Raw genomic sequence first — 18,963 nt, 5'->3', positions numbered from 1 at the left:
TCTCTACTCTCGATAATCTTCCAGCATCATCGAATTGATGCCGGAAGATTCAAATTTCTTCTGAAACTTCTATGTATTCCAACTGTCCATTCTTGGGACACAATAAATAGTATTCAACAATTTTTTAGTTAATAGCCGGGCACACAGTGGGTAGATCAACAAGAAATCAGGTCGTTGACGATTCGATCAAATCATATCAGGCTAAAATACTCGCGCCATTTGCTGTTCTCGGTATCCGAACAGAAGAAGATTGGCTTACGGCCATTGATTATCTGCCTGTTGATACACCACTATTAGCACCACAGACTTTGTTAGCAAGAGAAGTATGCCGGCAACTACAAGTCTATCTCAACGAGCCTGATTTTGTTTTTGATTTAAGTTTGCATATCAGCGGTACAACCCATCAACAGCGTGTCTGGCAAGTAATTCAGGCGATTCCGAGTGGAGTAACCAGCAGTTATGCGGAAATTGCAACGCAGCTGCATTCCGCACCCAGAGCAGTAGGCCGGGCGTGCGGTGCTAACCGGATTCCGATTGTAATACCCTGCCATCGGGTTATCGCCAAAAATGGCGGATTAGGAGGCTTTATGAATGCGAGCGAAGGTAACCCCTTAGAAATCAAGCGTTGGTTGTTGCGCCATGAGAGCACCTGAACTGAACGCCGGTCTGCTCGACGAATTTTCCGATGCCTTATGGCTGGAAGATGGTTTGTCGCGTAACACATTGGATAGCTATCGCAATGACTTACAGTTGTTTGGTGAGTGGCTCAGAAAACGCAATCAAGATAACAGCGTGCTAACCGATGCTACGCACTCCGATTTGCTTGAATTTCTAGCATCCAGAGTATCTGCTAAGATCAAAGCCAGCACAACCAGCCGTGAATTATCCAGCCTGAAGCGTTTTTATCGTTTCTTATTGCGCCAGGGAAAAATTACTACAGATCCTAGTCTCAATATCGAAACACCAAAATTGCAGCGCAGCTTGCCGGAAAGTCTAACTGAAAAAGAAGTCGATCTGTTGCTGAGCGCTCCCGACTTGCAACACCCGCTTGGCTTGCGTGATCGTGCAATGCTGGAGGTGCTGTATGCCAGCGGATTGCGTGTATCTGAATTGATCAATTTAAGGTACTCGCAAGTAGGCATGGATATGGGGGTTTTGCGGGTCATGGGCAAAGGTAGAAAGGAACGCCTTGCGCCGCTGGGGGAAGAATCTCTCGAATGGCTAAGCCGCTATACCAAAGAAGCCAGACCTGCGCTGTTGAACGGTATTGTTACAGATACCATATTTGTCACAGCGCGCGGTGCAGCCATGACGCGTCAAGCATTCTGGTACCTCATCAAACGCTATGCGCTGATTATTGGGATTGATAAACAACTATCTCCGCATACTTTGCGTCACGCCTTTGCCACACACCTGTTGAATCATGGCGCCGATTTGCGTGTTGTACAGCTGTTGTTGGGTCATGCCGATATTTCCACTACGCAGATTTACACGCATATTGCACGTGAGCGCCTGAAGCAGCTGCATGCCAAGCACCATCCGCGGGGGTAGTTTCCGGTTGTAATCCTGCGTTATTTTTTGGCCAGTAGTGCATAAAGTGCCAGAATTCCGAGTCCCGCAAAAGCGATTAGCGACCAATCCGGAATGGTCAGTGTTAAAAATTCCCAATCGATATTGGCGCAATCGCCATTAGCCTCGAACATTCCAGGCCACCAACCGGCAATCGGTAAAGAATTTAGAAAAGCCTCTTCCGGACTGATACCGCATTCAAATGCCTCCGGAAATCGTATTAACCACGCATGCCGTGCGGCAATGACTGCACCCGTCAGCGCGAATGCGCTCAACAAAAAACCATAAATACGCCGTCCGATCACTCCTGGCTTATGCAGAAACGCCATCAGCGCAGTCAATCCTATCATCCAGTAAGCAACGCGTTGTGCCACACATAATGGACAAGGCAGCAATCCTTCCACATGCTGCAAGTACTGCGCGTAGCCTAGAAGACCGGTACAGCAAAGCAGAGTGAATAAGAATAATGGTCTCATTTTGTTTCTTCCCTCAATTGAATTGATCGCTTAGTTTATCCATAAAGTATTTGTGGATTTCAGATAGTTTGCTATGATGAATATATTCAGTTTATCGAATGTTTAGAGTAGCACTGGAATTTACTTTTCATTTATTCAATCGAGGAAATTTGCCATGCGAACAAAGATATTGATCATAACGTTGATTACCTCTACTTTATTTGTTTCAAATGTGTCTATTGCAGAATTAGGAAAAATGGATAAAGCTGAAGCTCAAGCTAAAACTAAATTTGATCATATCGGATTAGCTGAGATGTATGAGAAAGAAGCTAACGAGATGACTGCAAAGGCCAAGGTGCAAAAAGAATTATTGGAAGAATATCAGCGTCATAGCGAGTATTACGGTCGAGAAGGACAAGATTTCCAGGCGCACCATGAAGCTTTATTGCGGGAATATACAAAAGCAGCGGAGCGTAATGCGGGAATGGCTGTCTCACACCGGAAAATGGCTAAATAAGCTGAAAAATGTGCGGGCGGTCATTTTATTTTTCTTTCCAGATCGCATAAGCCAGTAATATCCAGGCGGTGAGAAATGAAACACCGCCGAACGGTGTAATCATGCCAAGTGCCCTGGTTCCGGTTACGCTCAATGCGTAAAGACTAAAACTGAACAGCACAATGCCTGCCATCATCAACCAGCCGGATACCGGCATTAACCGGGATTTTGGGAAATGCAGCAGGAGCAAGCCGATGACAATAATTCCAAAGGCGTGATAAAAATGGTACTGCACACCGGTATGATAAACCGACAGCATATCGGCTGATAAAAACTGCTTTAAGCCATGTGCGCCGAAAGCGCCCAATGCGATGCATAAAACCGTATTCAGTGTACCCAGGATCAGAAAAGTTTTTGGCATCGATTGTTCGTCCTTGTTGTTCTTGTTAAGTAAGAGAAGCGAGAATTAAATGCGCGCGTTATGTCAGGAATCACCGGTTTTCATGATATCCGCTTCGCACGTTCCGTGCGCAAATTTTACCTGAATTCGATCGCCGTAATGAACTTGTTTGCTGTCACGAACGATGATGCTGTTTGCGACATATGTAATGCTGTACCCGCGTTCCAAAACCGATTGCGGATTTAGATGACATAATTGCGCGTGCACATGGTGTAGCTCAATCGCCAAGGTTTCGAAATAGCGTTTATAGGCCGCACGAAAACGTGCAATCAGTTCTTTTTGCTGTCTTTCCATGTCGGTAATATTCGGGCTTGCTGCCATCAAGCGCTGATTGAATTCGAGTAATTTCCATTGCTTCCTTTCCATTTGATGCGCCCAGGTTGTGCTGAAGCGGTCTTGCAGATGCTGCAAATGAATGGATTGCTGTTTGATACGATCGCCCGGATGAATTAAACGATGCGACAGCATATCGGCACGCTGCATCGCATTTTCTATGCGATGCAGCGTGATGTGGTACATGCATTGGTGTAATGCATTCAGGTGCTGGCTTAATTCCTGATGATCCCGGCTGGCTAGTTCAGCGGCTGCTGTTGGCGTGGGCGCACGAATGTCGGCAACAAAATCCGCGATGGTAAAATCAGTTTCATGCCCAACGCCGCTGATAACCGGAATGTCACTGGCAGCTATGGCGGATGCAACCATTTCTTCGTTGAATGCCCACAAATCTTCAATACTGCCACCGCCGCGGCACAGTATCAGCACATCACATTCTGCGCGCCGGTTTGCAACCGCTATAGCGTCTGCAATGGTGTTGGCGGCAGCTTTACCTTGTACCAGCGCCGGGTAGATGATCACCGCTAAGAATGGCATGCGGCGCCGCAATGTTGTCAGTACGTCGCGCAGCGCGGCCGTATCCGGGGAGGTGACGATACCAATTTGATTGGGGAATGCGGGTAACGGTTTTTTCTTGACCGGATCAAATAATCCGGCTTTCTCCAGTTTGGCTTTAAGCTGCTCGAACGCTGCAAATAACTCACCCAGCCCGGCGCGCCGCATTGTTTCAACATTGAGCTGAAAATCGCCGCGCGGTTCATAGAGGGTGACAAGAGCAAGCACTTCAACCTGCATGCCATCTTTCGGTTGCCAATCGATATATTGATTTCTGTGACTGAATAGCACACAACGGATTTGCGCACTGCTGTCCTTGAGGGAAAAATACCAGTGGCCGGATTGATAGCACTTTAAATTCGAGATCTCGCCTTTGATCCACAGCAGTGGAATATTCTGTTCCAGGAATAGCTTGGTGCTGCTGTTTAGTTCGCTTACAGTCAGCACTTTATGCGTAAGATTGGAAGCTGGAAATAGATTTATCATGGAGTTAGGCAATCTTCACCTGCTGATCGGAGCGAAGTCAGTGTAGCGTTTAAGTCCTGGAGAATGCTATAATTTTAAAGTAAATTATTGTTTATTAAACAGTATCGTTCGAGATTAAAAAATAATCAAACTAGAAAAAATGTTTGAATTGGGCAACTTAATTCTCGTATTGGTTACATACTCACAAACTTATCCACAGAAATTGTGGATAGAAAATCGGGTATTTTTTGCAGCAAAGCGGCGATCACGATACATTGCATGCCGAATCGAGCATCGTTATGAAATCAATTAATCGGGTAATATAGTAAGCCACAGAATAATACCCGGATCAATATAGAGAGTGAGGAGATTATCACGTGTTATCGTTAATTCAAGCAGCCGGATGGCCGATCTGGCCGATCATCATTGCTTCTGTCGTGGCTTTGGGCATCATTGGGGAACGTATGTGGACATTGCGGCTACGTGTTGTTTCACCAAAGGAATTACTGCCCAGGGTGTTAAACGAATATAAACGCAATGGTGTGAATGCAGAGATGCTGGCGCGTTTACAACAGCATTCGCCGCTGGGACAAATTCTTGCCGCCGGGCTTAAAAATGTTAAAAGCACCCGCGAGGTGATGAAAGAATCCATCGAAGAATCGGGCCGGGTGATCGCACACGATCTGAATCGCTATTTAACAACTTTGGGGACGATTGCCGCACTGAGTCCTTTGATGGGTTTGTTTGGAACATTAGTGGGCATGATCGAGATTTTCGGCTCGAATTCTCCAACGGGTAGCAATCCGGCGCAACTCGCGTACGGAATTTCAGTCGCTTTATATAACGCGGCTTTCGGGATACTGGTTGCAATTCCCAGCATGATTTTCTACCGTCATTTTCGTGCCAAAGTCGACGACATTGTCATAGAAATGGAATTGCAGGCCTTGAAGCTGGTTGAAATGGTTCACGGGGAACGGGAGAGCTGAGTAGTATGCTCCCATGAACATAATGCGCATCTTCTAAAAGGATTAATCCGCGGTTATACAACGATTATCCGGTCATAAACCGGAATGGCTGAGGTAGCAAAAACATGTCAGCAAAGTAGTAGTGTATACTTCGGCTGGATTAATTTTTGACTGGAAAAATGGCATTGGAACAGCCGGGGAGGGATAGTAATGGGAACCGGCCGTTATCAGTTGATTCACAAACCAGAAGTGCATTTGCTCAAACTACCCGCAGGGCTGATCAATAGTTTTCTGATATGAAATGCATGATTGTTTTACACGCAAATGAGTGAGAATATTCGTATCTTGAGAAATACAAATTCGATAATTAATTATGACTACCTGATGGTTATCTTGTTGTTTATCGGTATTATTGTGTTGCAAGGTTGCGCATCAGCTCCCAAAAATAGCAATCAGGACTTGGATCCTGCCGATCCGCACGAGAAAATTAATCGTGCCTCCTACGATATTACCGACAAAGTGGATCGGACCGTGTTTGTGCCGATTGTGAATGCCTACATTGACTATGTTCCCAATGCTGCGCAGCGGTCGATCGGAAATTTCTACGATAATTTATCTTATCCGAACGTTGCACTGAATTCTTTTCTGCAGGGTAAAGTGACGCAGGGTGCCTCGGATACCTTACGTTTTTTTGTGAATTCAACGGTCGGCATGTTCGGGCTTTTTGATATGGCGACGCATATGGGGCTCCAAAAGCATGATGAAGATTTCGGCCAAACGCTGGGTGTTTGGGGAGTAAATCCGGGATCTTATCTGTTTATCCCACTCGTGGGACCCAGCAGTGAGCGCGATGTCACGAATATTCCCGTCGGTATTTTCACCAATGTGCTTTTTTATGCCGGTCTTGTGGTGGGTTCCTACTTCGCGGCTCCTTTGACCATTCTGGGTGCGATCGATAAGCGCGCGCGTTTGATCGGTCCTATGCGGATTCGCGATGAAGCTGCAATCGACCCCTATTTGTTTGTGCGGGAAGCCTCGTTGCAGCAACGCGAGTTTCTTGTGCATGATGGCAAACTGCCATTAGATCTTTATGACTTTGAGCATTTTCAGGATAATCCTTTTGATAAAGACGGAAAAAAGCAAAAGTAATGAGTCAGTGTGACCATCGTTTCATGGCTTTTGCAGCGAGGCATCGACAGGCTGCCGCTCTTATTTAGAAATAAAATCAGTTTGGATCGCAGCAAGTGTTTTATCCATTGGGTAATTTGTAACGTACAGTGTTAGGAATATATGGACGGACTTCAGAGAGTAGCGAATCTATCGCAGCAACAAAGTGATTTTACGGTTAACGGTGAAACCCCTGAATCGGATACGGCAACAACCCTGAATCAGGATGGCATCAACACCGCCGAGCTGGAAACGAAGTTTGACCAAGCTCGCACAGCCATGCTGGCGTTACAAAATCCGGATGGACACTGGTGTTTTCCGCTGGAAGCGGATTGCACGATTCCGGCCGAGTATATTTTAATGATGCACTTCATGGATGAGATCGACGTGATTTTGGAAAACAAGATCGCCCGTTTTATCCGTGACAAGCAGGACATGACGCACGGCGGCTGGCCGCTCTATTATGGCGGCGCGTTTGATATCAGCTGCACGATCAAGTCGTATTATGCGTTGAAGCTGGTGGGGGATTCCACTGATGCGCCGCACATGGTACGTGCACGGGAAGCTATTTTGGAACGCGGCGGGGCAGCCAAAGCCAATGTGTTCACGCGCTTGTTGCTAGCTATGTACGATCAGATCCCGTGGCATGGCGTGCCGGTGGTGCCGTCGGAACTGGTACTGTTGCCAAGCTGGTTCCCTTTTCATATCAGCAAAGTTTCGTACTGGTCACGTACCGTGATGATACCGCTGTCCATTCTGTGCACCATGAAAGCGCGCGCGATTAATCCGCGTAAAGTGAATATCCGCGAATTGTTTATCGTGCCGCCTGAAGAGGAAAAAAATTATTTTCCCAGAGCGGATACCGTTCTAAAACGTGCGTTTATGCTGGTTGAGCGTATTCTGTCCCGTGTGGAGCCGAAGCTGCCGCAATCAATCCGGCAATATTCGATCCGTAAAGCGGAACGCTGGACGCTTGAACGTCTGAATGGCGAATGCGGTATTGGTGCGATTTTCCCGGCCATGGTTAATGCGCATGAAGCATTGACGCTGTTGGGCTATGCCTATGATCACCCTAATCGGGTGCAATGCCGTAACGCGCTGCGCGGATTGCTGGTCGACGAAGGCGAGCGCATTTGGTGTCAGCCCTGTACATCGCCGGTCTGGGATACGGTATTGACCAGTTTGGCATTGCAAGAAGATCCAACCACCGGTCAGGAGCCGGTATTGAAAGCATTGGATTGGCTGGTTGAACAGCAGGTTCTGGACGAGCCGGGCGACTGGCGCGATAAACGCCCTGAATTATTGGGCGGCGGCTGGGCGTTTCAGTACGCTAATCCGCACTATCCGGATCTGGACGATACAGCCGCTGTGGCATGGGCGTTGGATCAAGGTGGCGCGGAGCGGCATCATAAATCGTTGGAACGCGCAGCCAATTGGCTGGCAGGCATGCAATCGCGTAACGGCGGTTTTGCCGCTTTCGATATTGATAACACCCATCACTATTTGAATGAAATTCCTTTCGCCGATCATGGCGCTCTGATCGATCCGCCAACCAGCGATGTGACCGCGCGTTGTGTCGGTTTGCTGGGAAAATACGGCAGACACCAGCTCGAAGTGTGGCGCGGCATTAGCTTTTTGTTGCGCGAACAGGAGCAAGACGGTTCCTGGTTCGGGCGCTGGGGCACTAATTATATTTATGGTACATGGTCAGTGCTGGAAGCTTTCCAGCTGGCCAAGTTCGATATGCAACACCACTCGGTGCGCCGCGCCGTGAAGTGGTTGGAATCGGTGCAAAGAGCCGATGGCGGCTGGGGCGAAACCAACGATTCGTATTTGGATAAGCAGCTAGCGGGGAGGTTTCACGAAACCAGCACGGCATTCCAGACCGCTTGGGCTGTATTGGGCTTAATGGCAGCGGGTGAAGTCAACAGCGAATCGGTTCGAAGAGGAATCAATTATCTGTTGCGCAATCAATCCAGCGATCACTTGTGGGAAGACCCTTGGTTTACCGCGCCTGGCTTCCCGCGCGTGTTCTATTTGCGCTATCACGGTTATTCAAAATTCTTCCCGATATGGGCGCTGGCGCGTTACCGTGCGCTGACCAGAACAGTCGCCGCGTGCGTGTAACCGGACTGGTGACAGCCTTACGGGCTGAAGCCAGTTGCATATCACCAGCGCGGATTCCATTCAATCAGATGGTGCAGCTGAACGACCATGCGTGCTTGTGGTTAAGCGGCATGGGCGCGCAGGCTGCGGGTGCGGCAGCCGAAGGGTTGTATCAACAGGGTGCGATGGCGCTGGTGAGCTTTGGTGTTGCCGGCGCGCTGGATTCGACCCTAAAACCAGGCGACCTGGTTTTGCCGGATGTCATACACGCAGGTGAGCAGTTGCCGGTTGATCTGGCATGGCGTGACCAATTGCAAAGTTTACTGCCCACGGATATTACCGTCGTCAACGGCGGCTTGGCGGACAGTACCGTGCCGCTGACGGATGAAAAAGCCAAACGAAATCTGGCGCAAGCAACCGGCGCCTGTGCGGTGGATATGGAAAGCGCTGCCGTGGCGCATGTGGCAGCAACAGCAGGCATTCCGTTCATCGCCGTGCGCGCCATTATCGATCCGGTTCATTTCTCGCCACCGGAAGCATTGCTCGGTGCTGTGTATCCCGATGGCGGCGTGAATCCGCTGCGCCTCACGGCATTGCTGCTGAAACGCTCGGTTCGTATCGGTACATTGCTGCAAATGGGTGCCGGTATGCGTGCGGCACGCAAAACTTTATCAAAGGTTATTCAATCCGCCGGTACAGGGTTGGCCTGAATCTAAGCCGGTGCCATTGACCTTGACTCTGTTTGAGCCGGCCGGGCATTGTCACTTGCCGCTGTCTATCCAGATCACATCCGATAATCATACTGTGCTACAGAATAAGTCACTAATAAGATTAGTATTTTTATAATCATGGGTGTTCCCGGCTCTTTGGGCAAATGCTGGCAGTTTGTATTTTCCCCTATCTAAATAATCATTCCGATCCAGTTCTAGGTTAAGTGTGACAAATTGCCGCTGTGGCAATTTGTCACTTTCGTACCCTCTTGCGTTAAGAAGATAATGGCAATTATCTTTAGCTCAAGTCTCAAGCAGATGCCGCAAGTTACTCAAAAATCTGAGAAACGATCGACCATGATCCTCGCATTTGGATCACTCATGCTGTTATCTTTTTTCCTACCGCAAAATCCGGCAATGATGCTTGTCATTAACAGTGATTGGCACGACGGTTTTCATCATCCATTGGAAGGGTGGGATCATATTTTGACCATGATCGCGGTGGGAATGTGGGCCGCGCAATCGCGCGGACAAGCTGTCTGGGTATTACCCCTGGTATTTGCCAGCGTCATGAGTCTTGGCGGATTTGCCGGTGCAGTGGACATCGCACTACCCTATACCGAAAACATCATTCTATTGTCCGTCCTGCTACTCAACGTATTCGTTATCCGGAAAATTCAATTTAGCGCCCCGTTTAATATTCTGATTATCGCGCTTTTTGCTTTTTTTCATGGCTACGCGCATGGCCAGGAAATATCGGCTTCCGCCAGTCTGATTTCCTATACCGCCGGATTTGTATTCGCCACTTTGCTACTGCACGGCACCGGCATACTGATTGCCCGTTTGGCGGTATTGGCATTGGCCTTTTCCGTTGGTAACAATGTGCATGCCCAAGAAACTGCTCAATTGATCAATACAACCCCTAGGGCAATGACGGAAATCAAGCCTGAAAGCGGCAAAGCAAAATGGGTGGTATTCAACGAGATGCGCGTGACTGAGCGGGCCAATTCACTAATAGGCATTGCCGATAGCGCTTCTCAAGGTAACGTGGGGCAAGCCCAGATCAAATTCCGGCCGATTACGCGCCCGGCGGAAGTGCTGGAAACCATTCCCGGCATGATCGCCACACAGCACAGCGGCGAAGGTAAAGCCAATCAATTTTTTCTACGCGGATTCAATCTCGATCACGGCACCGATTTTCTAACCCAGATTGAAGGCGTACCGGTCAATCAACTATCGCATTCCCACGGACAAGGCTGGACGGATACCAATTTTCTAATCCCTGAGCTGATCGAAACGCTGGAATACAAAAAAGGCATTCACTACGCCGAGAATGGAGATTTTTCCAGTACCGGTTCGGCCAATATCCGCTATTTTAAAAAGCTGCCGGAAACCATGGTCAGATTCACGGGGGGCAGCTTTGATTATTACCGCGGATTGATCGCCGGTTCACGCGTATTAGGAACAGGTAATTTGTTGTATGCGGGAGAAATCGTGCACAACAATGGCCCGTGGACGGTTGGCAACGATTATTTGAAATTTAATGGTCTGTTGCGATACAGCCAGGAGTATGGCAATCATGGCTGGAGTGTAACCGCCATGGCCACGAAGTCCGATTGGAAAGCGACCGATCAGATCGCCAGGCGCGCGCTTCAACAAAGCATCATTGGCCGTTTCGATGCGCTCGATCCTACCGATGGCGGCAGCAGCCAGCGCTACAGCCTGACTGGTGAATGGCATCACCGGGGTGAGAACAGTATCACCAAATTAATGGTGTATGGGGTGAATTCCAAGCTGGGTCTGTTCTCAAACTTCACCTATTTTCTGGATGACAATGAAAACACCAACACCGTCGGCTGTGCCGGTTTAACTGGATTGGATTCAGGGAGACAATTCAATCCAGCTCTTTTTAATAAATGCGGCGATCAATTTGGCCAACCGGACGATCGTTGGACAACCGGCTTCAAGGGCAGCCACACGATTTTTCACACCATCGGTTCTGTTGATTCGGAAACCACCTTCGGCTTACAAGTGCGTAACGATAATATTCACAACGCACTGACCAGAACGCATGCACAAAGAAGAACCGGCATCACGCGCCAGGATACCGTCTGGGTAACCAGCATCAGTCCGTACGCGGAAAACAAGCTGACCTGGACGAACTGGTTACGCACCAGTCTGGGGCTGCGTTTCGACGGTTTTCGCTTTGATGTTGATCGCAGCAATATCAGACAAAACATGGGCGAACGCTACGATGGCTTGGTCAGTCCTAAATTTGGCATGGTTCTCGGACCTTGGGCGGATACCGAGTTTTATCTGAATGGTGGTCTTGGGTTTCATAGCAACGATGCGCGCGGCATCAACACCCGCATCGATCCGCTAAGCGGTGATTCCGTTCAGCGTGCCGATCCTTTGGTCCGCACTTACGGCGCGGAGGTTGGTGCACGCACGGTGCGGATCAAAGGATTGCAAAGCACGTTGGCGTTGTGGTGGCTGGATATTGACTCGGAGCTGCTATTTGTCGGGGATGCCGGCACGACGGAGGCCAGCCGTCCTAGCCGCCGCTACGGGCTTGAGTTTGCAAATTACTATTCGCCGACGGACTGGCTGACCTTTGACGCCGATGTCAGTTTTTCTCATGCCCGTTTCCGCAATAAAGTACCGGATGAAGGTAATTATGTGCCGAATTCGGTCGAGGCCGTGGTTGCAACTGGCGCGACTTTTCATCATGTTTTGGGTGGTTTTTTCGGTGGCCCCCGGTTACGTTTCTTAGGGCCGCGTCCTCTAATCGAAGACAACAGTAAACGCTCCGATTCCACGATTCTGCTGTCTGCCATGCTCGGTTATGAAGTCAACAGAAAATTAAGCTTGCAGGCCGAGGTGTTCAATATGCTTGATCGTAACGATCCTGCGATCACTTATTTTTATACGTCGCGGCTGCCCGGTGAATCAACTGACGGCGTGAGGGATTTTCACTTTCATCCGGTAGAACCGGTGAGTTTCCGCTTGAGTTTCACATTGAAAATTTAAATTGATCCGGGATACCCGGAATTCATCACCAAAAGGAGGAAAACATGACCTTAAGAAAAATATTTTTACTATGCACACTCATTTTGTCATCCGGTTTTGTTTTACCGGCCGGGGCCGAGCAGGTGCAACTCAAACCTTTTACTCCCGGCAGTTATCAGAAATTGCTTGATAGCAATGCGGATAAACCTTTCATGCTGGTTATTTGGTCGACCACCTGTTCATCCTGCATGAAGAAAATGCCACTGCTGCATGATCTGGCAAAAAGCAGACCGGAAATCAATATCGTGATGCTATCCGCTGACGATGCCTCAGCAACCGGTTTAGTCCAAACCGTATTGGCGAGAAACGAATTGACCAATCTGGAGCACTGGATTTTTGCCGAAGAAAATGCACAAAAATTGCGCTATGAGATTGATCCTAAATGGTATGGCGAGTTACCCAGAACCTACTTCATCAATAAAAAGCATGAACGCCATGGCATTAGCGGCGCGTTATCCAGGGAGGACTATAACAATATCTTCAAGGTGCTCCTGAATTGAAACAGTGGATGTACGCAATGACCAATGACATGCAATCCGGAAGAAAACACGGATTGATTGTTTCCCTGAAAGTAGTTTGCCAGATCAGCTTAATGATCCTCGGTTGCTCGTCGGGACCGGTGCTGAGCACGGAAGCGCCGGAAAATAACGCACTCAATCCGGCAAACAATAAGGTTTATGCGAAATCGACGCTGGGTTTGTACGATGTTTCATCATTCGATGTTTATGTGGATCAAGAAACTATCCACCTTATCGCGAGCGGAAAACGCTCTGTCCATAATACGCATGGCTCGATTCGCTATACACGTTCTGAAGATGGCGGGCGTCAATGGAAAAATCCGGTAACTGTAAATGAGTCATTGCCTGCCGCAATGGCCAGCCGTGGAAACGATGTTCAATTGGCGGCCGATGGTAACCATCTGGTATCACTGTGGCAGACTGAAGGAGAGTTCCCAACGATGGGACCGATGGTCAGCGCTTATTCTCCGGATGCTGGCCAAACCTGGAAAAGAGGCGCCAATCCGGCTATAGACAATGATGGTAGCCAAGCTCACATTGATTTGGTTGCTGACTGGAAAGGCAATTTTCACGCGGTTTGGCTAGCGGACCCTAATGAAAATGGTTACCAAGGTTTGCACTATGCCCGGTCGATTGATCATGGCAAACAGTGGAGTCAGCCGGTTACTTTGGATGACTCCACGTGCTCATGCTGTTGGAATACAGTGGCAGTGTCACCTGACAATAAACTCGCGGTTCTTTATCGCAATACGGCACCTCGCGACATGTCGCTGGCGCAATCGCTCGATGCGGGATTAACCTGGCGGCACGCCAGTACAGTCGGTGATTTTCAATGGAAATTCGAAGGCTGTCCGCATGTTGGCGGCGCTTTAAAATATGCTGGCACAGACAATATCGCTCAACTGCACAGCGTTGTTTGGACCGGTATTGAAGACAAATCCGGTTTATATCATCTCTCTTCAAACGATAACGGCCAAACCTGGTCGATTCCCCGGAAACTCGGAAGTATGGCCATGCATGGCGATATTGCGGCGCGCAATCGCAATGCTGTTGCGGCCATTTGGAATGAAATGGAACCGGATGGAGCGAGTATTTTTTACACGAAATCAGAAGATGGCGGCACGACCTGGTCAGTGCCTAAACGACTGACCGAGGCAAAGTATTCCGCAACGCAACCCAAATTAGTGGCCACAAAACATGGATTTTTAGCCCTATGGACGGAAAAAAACAATCAGCATTCCAGCGAATTGGCTTGGTATGTTTTTGAATGATGAACAGTGCGGATTGCTACGACAATATTTTTACAGGAGAAAACGCTATGGCACGTTGCAGTATCTTTTTTTCAATGAATCTACTGATATGTTTGTTCTTTATTACCTTCTCAATCTTACCGGAAGCCGCTCTCGCGCATGCTGTCATGGTGAAATCGATGCCTGAAAAAGATAGCACCATTAGTAAATCACCGAAGCAAGTGGATGTCTGGTTTAACGAGCATGTCAGGAGTGCTTTCAAATCGCTTGCCGTGATGAATAGTGCAGGAAAACGTGTGGATAACAAAGATATTGAACAGGAAATGCTGGACCCATCGCATATCTATATCAGCATTCCGCAACTCCCTCCAGATACTTACACTGTCCGGTACCGGGTGATATCGGCGGATACACACGCGGTTTCGGGCAAATTTGACTTTACTGTTGCGGAATCCGACTAACTTCAATACCCATATTCCTTATCGATAGGAGCGCACTACATTATGAAATCACTCACTACCAAACAGTTATTTACGATTCTATTATGCGGCACCATTTTGCTGTTACCTGCCTGCAGCAAGAAAAATGTAACCGCCCCCGTGCAATTCGACTATACCGAAACGGTCGGTTGCCTCGTCACCAATGATTTATATGCGATTTATTTCAGTGCTTATCTGAAGCCCGAAGGCGATCTGGAGAATATAAAAGGGAAAGATAGAAATAAATTGTTACGATCCTATTGTAAAAAAATCCCCAAAACGGGCTCACTTTACTTTACCGCAGATCTGGTTGACGAAGACGTAAGGGAAACACCCATCAGTGTTCGCTTGGTTAAACAAGAACTGATTGGAGAGGATGAGCGGAAAGTGGAAAACTTCAAGGATACCGGCACCATTTTTGAAGTACCGGCCAAGCTGTACCCGCAAGGTATGGTCGAGACGCATATCGAACTGGACAAAGAAGGTTTTTATGCGTTGTACCTTTCAGTCGGGGAAGAAAATACCATAACCGAAGAAAATATACTCAGAATTCCATTGCATGTCGGTGTTGATCCTGATGCGGTATCTCCGTGGCATATTGCGCTAAGGATCCTGGCTGTTTGTTTGGGATTAATTATACCCGTCATACTGGGATTGATTATGTTCTCCCCCATCATTCCGGCTAAGCAATGGGTTCAGGAAATCAGTAGAAAAACTTTCTTTTTGAATCATAAGCAAGGCATTGAAACTCAGAAATAACAGAGGATTAGTGAACGGTAACCGCGGGTATCTTGCTAGGCTAGCTGGTGCACCGGCGGAACTGGATACTTTGCCGGGGGGCGTAACTCCCGGTAAAGTACTTCTAAAGAATCAAAGTTCTCCGGCCAACATTGAAGTCATGAGGCCAATATCGTGATACTCAGAAGCAGTGAGATCACCGCAAATATCTTTCTCAGAAAAACATCAGATCAATCATGCGAAACCGCGCCATCAGCAAGTAATAATGTTGGTACATCAATCAATCCACTGATACTCCCAGAAGTCCGATCGCCGCTGTAGTGCCAATTAGCGTTTTTTATGTTTACATTCTTATAGGCGTAAATCCGCATGCTTTCAATTTGCGTTATTATGGTCGTGCAAAATTCTTTCCAATACGATGCTGGCGCGCTATTATGCCTTGATAAGGGGGGCTTTCAATTGAAGATTATTGGAGTTGTTACGGCACTGAAGTCAGAAGCAAGCTGTTTGGTGGATAAACGTCGTTTTCCTCTTTATCAAGTGGTGGATATAGGGGATAGAACCTCGTTGTGTCTCAGTAGCATAGGAAGTAGCGCGGCACGCGGGGCGGCGTTGAAATTGTGCGGGCAGAACATTAATGCCTTAGTCAGTTTCGGTGTGGCTGCGGCATTGGATGACAAATTAATTCCCGGTGATTTGGTGTTGCCCGAAGCGGTTATGATGGACGGCGAGATCCTGCCGGTGGACATGGAATGGCGCGACCGGCTGCACGGCATAATGTCAAAGCATGTTACGGTTACGAGTGGAGTCCTGACGTCCTGTGAAGCACCGCTCACTACCCGCGCGCAAAAACTGGCGTTGGGTGAAGCTACCGGGGCTTGCGCGGCGGATATGGAATCGGCGGCCGTGGCGAAAGTGGCGGCCGATGCCGGCATTTCGTTTCTTGCTATCCGGGCAATTGTCGATCCGCTTGAATTTTCCCCGCCGGAGGCATTGATGGGCGCGGTATATCCCGACGGTAGCGTGGATGCTATTCAGCTCATTAAATTGGTGCTTAACCGATCGGTCTCAATCGTGACGTTGATCCATCTCGCACTTGGGATGCACGTAGCGCGCTATGCCTTAACGGAAGTCGTGCAAAAAACGGGATTGACTTTCGCGAGTGACTACATGCCTTATCGTGATGTCGAGTTAAGCGAGAGCAGATCAGTCAATAACGAGTGACTGAAACTGCAACGCCGCCAGCCGTGCGTACAGCGGACTGGATTGCAGCAATTGCGCATGCGTGCCGATCGCATCCAACCGACCGTGATCGAGCACGGCAATCCGGTCGGCGGATTGTACCGTGGCCAGACGATGTGCAATGACCAACGTGGTTCGATTGCGCATCAGCTGCTGCAATGCTTGCTGCACCCAATACTCGCTTTGCGCATCCAGCGCACTGGTGGCTTCATCCAGCAACAGAATTGGCGCATCCGCCAGAATCGCCCGGGCAATCGCCAGCCGCTGCTTTTGCCCGCCTGACAATCCTAATCCGGCATCTCCCAAATGCGTTTGATAGCCTTGCGGTAATTGGCAGATAAATTCATGCGCGTAGGCAGCTTCGGCTGCCGCTTGCACATCCGCGTCGCTGGCGTCGGGGCAGGCGTAGCGCAGATTGTCGCCGATGCTGCCGTAAAACAACGCCGGGGTTTGCGATACCAGCGCAAAGCAGCGGCGTAAGGCAAAAAGATCGAGCTGCCGGATATCGATACCTTCCAGTTTTATAGAGCCGGATTGGCTGTCAAAGAAACGCAGCAACAAATCAAACAACGTTGACTTACCCGCGCCGGAAGGACCGACCAGCGCCAGCGTTTCGCCTGCCCGGACCGTCAAGGTCAGATTGTTGATGGCCAGGACATCGGGGCGGGAAGGGTAAGCGAAGCACAGTTGATCGATAGCGATATTTCCGGATACGCTGGGCAGAGGATGGGGTTTTTCCGGTGATTGAATCAGATTCGGCGCTTGCAGCAACTCCATGGTGCGCTCGGCGGCACCGGCGGCGCGCTGCAATTCGCCGATGACTTCCGAAATGGAAGCAACTGCCGAACCGACAATGACGCTGTAGAAAACAAACGCGGCCAATTCTCCCGCGCTGATCCGGCCTTCGATGACATCGATACCGCCGACCCACAGCATCAATCCGACAGCACCCATCACCAGCAAAATAACCAGGGTGATCAACAATGAGCGTTGCAGCGTGCGTTGCTTGGCGACGGCAAAAGCTTCCTCAACCTGAGTATGAAAGGTGCGCTGATCGATGGATTGGTGATTGTAGGCTTGCACGGTTTTAATCTGACCCAGCACTTCGCCGACATAAGCGCCGACTGCGGCGATTTTGTCCTGGCTTTGGCGCGACAAATGCCGCACGCGGCGGCCATAAATCAAGATCGGCACTACCACCAGCGGCACGCAAATCGTCACCAGCGCAGTCAGCTTGGCGTTGGTGATGAATAACCAGACGATGCCGCCAACCATCATGATCAAATTGCGTAATGCGAACGATACCGACGAGCCGATCACGGTTTGCAGTAATGTCATATCGGCAGTCAGGCGCGATTGGATTTCGAGACTGCGGTTCTCCTCGAAAAAACCGGGATGCAGATGGATCAGATGGTTGAATACTTTACTTCGGATATCGGCAATCACTCGCTCGCCCAGCCAGGTGACCCAGTAATAGCGTGTGAACGTCCCGACAGCCAAAGCGATTACCAGCAGCAGAAATATGCCGACATACTGACTGAGCAGTTCTTTGGATTGCGTGGCAAATCCCTGGTCGATCATCAACCGGATGCCTTGCCCGATCGACAGTGTAATCGTGGCGGTGAATAACAACGCCAGCAAACTATAAACGACCTGGCGGCGGTAAGGCGCGATAAACTGCGCTGCTTTTTTGATACTCTGCCAGCGGGTTTGCGTGTTCTTTGAAGAATCTGTCATGAATGAATCCTGCCGGATAGCAGGCGTTGCTGTGATTGCTATAAGCTGTATGGATTAATCTTGGGGGTCGGGTTTTTTCACAAATCCGGCAATGAGCAGTATCCAGGCAACGATCAGCCCGATAATGGCCGGAATATGCGTCAGTTTCACAAACTGCTCCTGCCACATAGCAGCGCCGCTTGCACCGGCCTGTTGTGCCGCGATCGCCAGCGATTCCGAGGTACCCCACCAGGCATTGGCGATTTCGGAAATGACGGTGAGCCACGTCAAACAGACCGCAACCAACATGACCAGCGCCGAACGCGCACTAACCTTATGCGGCAGCGTCAGCAGCAGCATCGCCATCAAAATGAACAGCATGCCGTTCAGCACCGCTTGAATGTGCGCGCTCAATGCCAACCGAGGGAAGGGCGTGTGCGGTATCACCAATCCCCAAATGATGCCGACTAATACTAAAGCCAAACCGTGGATCAGGATTTGTCTTGCTCGGTTTTGTACATTCATGTCAATGCTTTTGATCGTATCGGATTAAAAATTTAGGGTCTTAGGAAGTTAAGCACTTACTAAAGTGTGCTAACTTTCTGAGATGAATGCCAAAAACAGATACTATTTTCGTTCTCGAATCAGAGAAGCAAAGTTCAGGCAACTT

Annotated in this window: 18 protein-coding genes; 13 read left to right on the top strand and 5 right to left on the bottom strand. The window is 49.1% G+C overall.

All coding sequences use genetic code 11. The features are described from left to right. Positions 1–146: 146 nt before the first annotated feature. Both DU481_RS10800 and xerD read left to right on the top strand, forming a co-directional pair. On the top strand, positions 147–653 hold the full coding sequence (locus tag DU481_RS10800; RefSeq protein WP_350134390.1) for a methylated-DNA--[protein]-cysteine S-methyltransferase: 507 nt from the start codon (positions 147–149) through the stop codon (positions 651–653). Beyond that, positions 640–1,551 carry a site-specific tyrosine recombinase XerD gene (xerD, locus tag DU481_RS10795; RefSeq protein WP_090319110.1) on the top strand — a complete coding sequence of 304 codons (912 nt, stop codon included), beginning with the start codon at positions 640–642 and terminating at the stop codon, positions 1,549–1,551. The genes DU481_RS10800 and xerD overlap by 14 nt, the downstream gene beginning before the upstream one ends. Positions 1,552–1,571: 20 nt before the next feature. Here xerD and DU481_RS10790 read toward each other — a convergent pair whose 3' ends face one another. Continuing rightward, entirely contained in the window at positions 1,572–2,045 is a 474-nt protein-coding gene (locus DU481_RS10790; RefSeq protein WP_350134388.1) for a disulfide bond formation protein B, read from the bottom strand. Positions 2,046–2,199: 154 nt separating this feature from the next. Here DU481_RS10790 and DU481_RS10785 point away from each other — a divergent pair, with 154 nt between their 5' ends. Next, on the top strand, positions 2,200–2,541 hold the full coding sequence (locus tag DU481_RS10785; RefSeq protein ID WP_350134386.1) for a hypothetical protein: 342 nt from the start codon (positions 2,200–2,202) through the stop codon (positions 2,539–2,541). A 25-nt stretch (positions 2,542–2,566) separates the two neighbouring features. Here the strand turns inward: DU481_RS10785 and DU481_RS10780 are convergent, their stop codons facing one another. Beyond that, entirely contained in the window at positions 2,567–2,941 is a 375-nt protein-coding gene (locus DU481_RS10780; protein WP_090319104.1) for a DUF423 domain-containing protein, read from the bottom strand. A 63-nt stretch (positions 2,942–3,004) separates the two neighbouring features. Continuing rightward, a complete protein-coding gene (gene xseA, locus DU481_RS10775; RefSeq protein WP_502889947.1) occupies positions 3,005–4,351 on the bottom strand; it encodes an exodeoxyribonuclease VII large subunit in 1,347 nt (448 codons plus the stop codon). 359 nt (positions 4,352–4,710) lie between these two features. Here xseA and DU481_RS10770 point away from each other — a divergent pair, with 359 nt between their 5' ends. The 10 genes from DU481_RS10770 (at position 4,711) to DU481_RS10725 (ending at position 16,559) form a co-directional block, all read left to right on the top strand. Beyond that, the gene (locus DU481_RS10770; RefSeq protein ID WP_090319101.1) at positions 4,711–5,319 is read left to right on the top strand and encodes a MotA/TolQ/ExbB proton channel family protein; all 609 of its coding nucleotides are present in this window, start codon (positions 4,711–4,713) and stop codon (positions 5,317–5,319) included. Between the two features lie 303 nt (positions 5,320–5,622). Continuing rightward, positions 5,623–6,447, top strand: coding sequence for an MlaA family lipoprotein (locus tag DU481_RS10765; protein ID WP_350134382.1), 825 nt, complete (start codon positions 5,623–5,625; stop codon positions 6,445–6,447). Positions 6,448–6,588: 141 nt separating this feature from the next. Further along, positions 6,589–8,592: a squalene--hopene cyclase gene (gene shc, locus DU481_RS10760; protein ID WP_350134380.1), complete on the top strand. Its 2,004-nt coding sequence runs from the start codon at positions 6,589–6,591 to the stop codon at positions 8,590–8,592. Continuing rightward, positions 8,583–9,281: a phosphorylase family protein gene (locus tag DU481_RS10755; RefSeq protein ID WP_350134378.1), complete on the top strand. Its 699-nt coding sequence runs from the start codon at positions 8,583–8,585 to the stop codon at positions 9,279–9,281. Before shc ends, DU481_RS10755 begins: the two co-directional genes overlap by 10 nt. A 417-nt stretch (positions 9,282–9,698) precedes the next feature. After that, positions 9,699–12,311, top strand: coding sequence for a TonB-dependent receptor domain-containing protein (locus DU481_RS10750; protein WP_350134377.1), 2,613 nt, complete (start codon positions 9,699–9,701; stop codon positions 12,309–12,311). A 44-nt stretch (positions 12,312–12,355) separates the two neighbouring features. Continuing rightward, positions 12,356–12,850 carry a TlpA family protein disulfide reductase gene (locus DU481_RS10745; protein WP_350134375.1) on the top strand — a complete coding sequence of 165 codons (495 nt, stop codon included), beginning with the start codon at positions 12,356–12,358 and terminating at the stop codon, positions 12,848–12,850. 17 nt (positions 12,851–12,867) lie between these two features. Further along, entirely contained in the window at positions 12,868–14,139 is a 1,272-nt protein-coding gene (locus DU481_RS10740) for a sialidase family protein (RefSeq protein ID WP_350134373.1), read from the top strand. Positions 14,140–14,297: 158 nt separating this feature from the next. Continuing rightward, complete coding sequence (locus DU481_RS15590) at positions 14,298–14,579, top strand: copper resistance CopC family protein (protein WP_502889946.1); 282 nt, start codon at positions 14,298–14,300, stop codon at positions 14,577–14,579. A gap of 42 nt (positions 14,580–14,621) precedes the next feature. Beyond that, positions 14,622–15,356 (top strand): hypothetical protein, encoded by a 735-nt coding sequence (locus DU481_RS10730; protein WP_350134369.1) that lies wholly within the window; start codon positions 14,622–14,624, stop codon positions 15,354–15,356. Positions 15,357–15,845: 489 nt separating this feature from the next. After that, on the top strand, positions 15,846–16,559 hold the full coding sequence (locus tag DU481_RS10725) for a phosphorylase family protein (RefSeq protein WP_350134367.1): 714 nt from the start codon (positions 15,846–15,848) through the stop codon (positions 16,557–16,559). Here DU481_RS10725 and DU481_RS10720 read toward each other — a convergent pair. Together DU481_RS10720 and DU481_RS10715 are read right to left on the bottom strand one after the other, a co-directional pair. Beyond that, positions 16,542–18,314 (bottom strand): ABC transporter transmembrane domain-containing protein, encoded by a 1,773-nt coding sequence (locus tag DU481_RS10720; RefSeq protein WP_350134366.1) that lies wholly within the window; start codon positions 18,312–18,314, stop codon positions 16,542–16,544. The genes DU481_RS10725 and DU481_RS10720 overlap by 18 nt on opposite strands. A 54-nt stretch (positions 18,315–18,368) precedes the next feature. Continuing rightward, complete coding sequence (locus DU481_RS10715; protein WP_350134364.1) at positions 18,369–18,818, bottom strand: styrene oxide isomerase; 450 nt, start codon at positions 18,816–18,818, stop codon at positions 18,369–18,371. Between the last annotated feature and the right edge of the window lie 145 nt (positions 18,819–18,963).

It is taken from the genome of Nitrosomonas sp., assembly GCF_040240425.1.
Taxonomy (GTDB): domain Bacteria; phylum Pseudomonadota; class Gammaproteobacteria; order Burkholderiales; family Nitrosomonadaceae; genus Nitrosomonas.
The sequence above is the reverse complement of the archived record's forward strand: the minus strand, read 5'-3'. Positions and strand labels throughout refer to the sequence as shown.

Bases quoted from the DNA above. Each gene is read 5' to 3' on its own strand.
- DU481_RS10780 (WP_090319104.1), bottom strand. From the start codon at position 2,941: ATGCCAAAAACTTTTCTGATCCTGGGTACACTGAATACGGTTTTATGC.
- DU481_RS10790 (WP_350134388.1), bottom strand. From the start codon at position 2,045: ATGAGACCATTATTCTTATTCACTCTGCTTTGCTGTACCGGTCTTCTA.
- DU481_RS10750 (WP_350134377.1), top strand. From the start codon at position 9,699: ATGATGCTTGTCATTAACAGTGATTGGCACGACGGTTTTCATCATCCA.
- DU481_RS10765 (WP_350134382.1), top strand. From the start codon at position 5,623: ATGAGTGAGAATATTCGTATCTTGAGAAATACAAATTCGATAATTAAT.
- DU481_RS10740 (WP_350134373.1), top strand. From the start codon at position 12,868: ATGACCAATGACATGCAATCCGGAAGAAAACACGGATTGATTGTTTCC.
- DU481_RS10730 (WP_350134369.1), top strand. From the start codon at position 14,622: ATGAAATCACTCACTACCAAACAGTTATTTACGATTCTATTATGCGGC.
- DU481_RS10785 (WP_350134386.1), top strand. From the start codon at position 2,200: ATGCGAACAAAGATATTGATCATAACGTTGATTACCTCTACTTTATTT.
- DU481_RS10745 (WP_350134375.1), top strand. From the start codon at position 12,356: ATGACCTTAAGAAAAATATTTTTACTATGCACACTCATTTTGTCATCC.
- DU481_RS15590 (WP_502889946.1), top strand. From the start codon at position 14,298: ATGCCTGAAAAAGATAGCACCATTAGTAAATCACCGAAGCAAGTGGAT.
- DU481_RS10715 (WP_350134364.1), bottom strand. From the start codon at position 18,818: ATGAATGTACAAAACCGAGCAAGACAAATCCTGATCCACGGTTTGGCT.
- shc (WP_350134380.1), top strand. From the start codon at position 6,589: ATGGACGGACTTCAGAGAGTAGCGAATCTATCGCAGCAACAAAGTGAT.
- xerD (WP_090319110.1), top strand. From the start codon at position 640: ATGAGAGCACCTGAACTGAACGCCGGTCTGCTCGACGAATTTTCCGAT.
- DU481_RS10720 (WP_350134366.1), bottom strand. From the start codon at position 18,314: ATGACAGATTCTTCAAAGAACACGCAAACCCGCTGGCAGAGTATCAAA.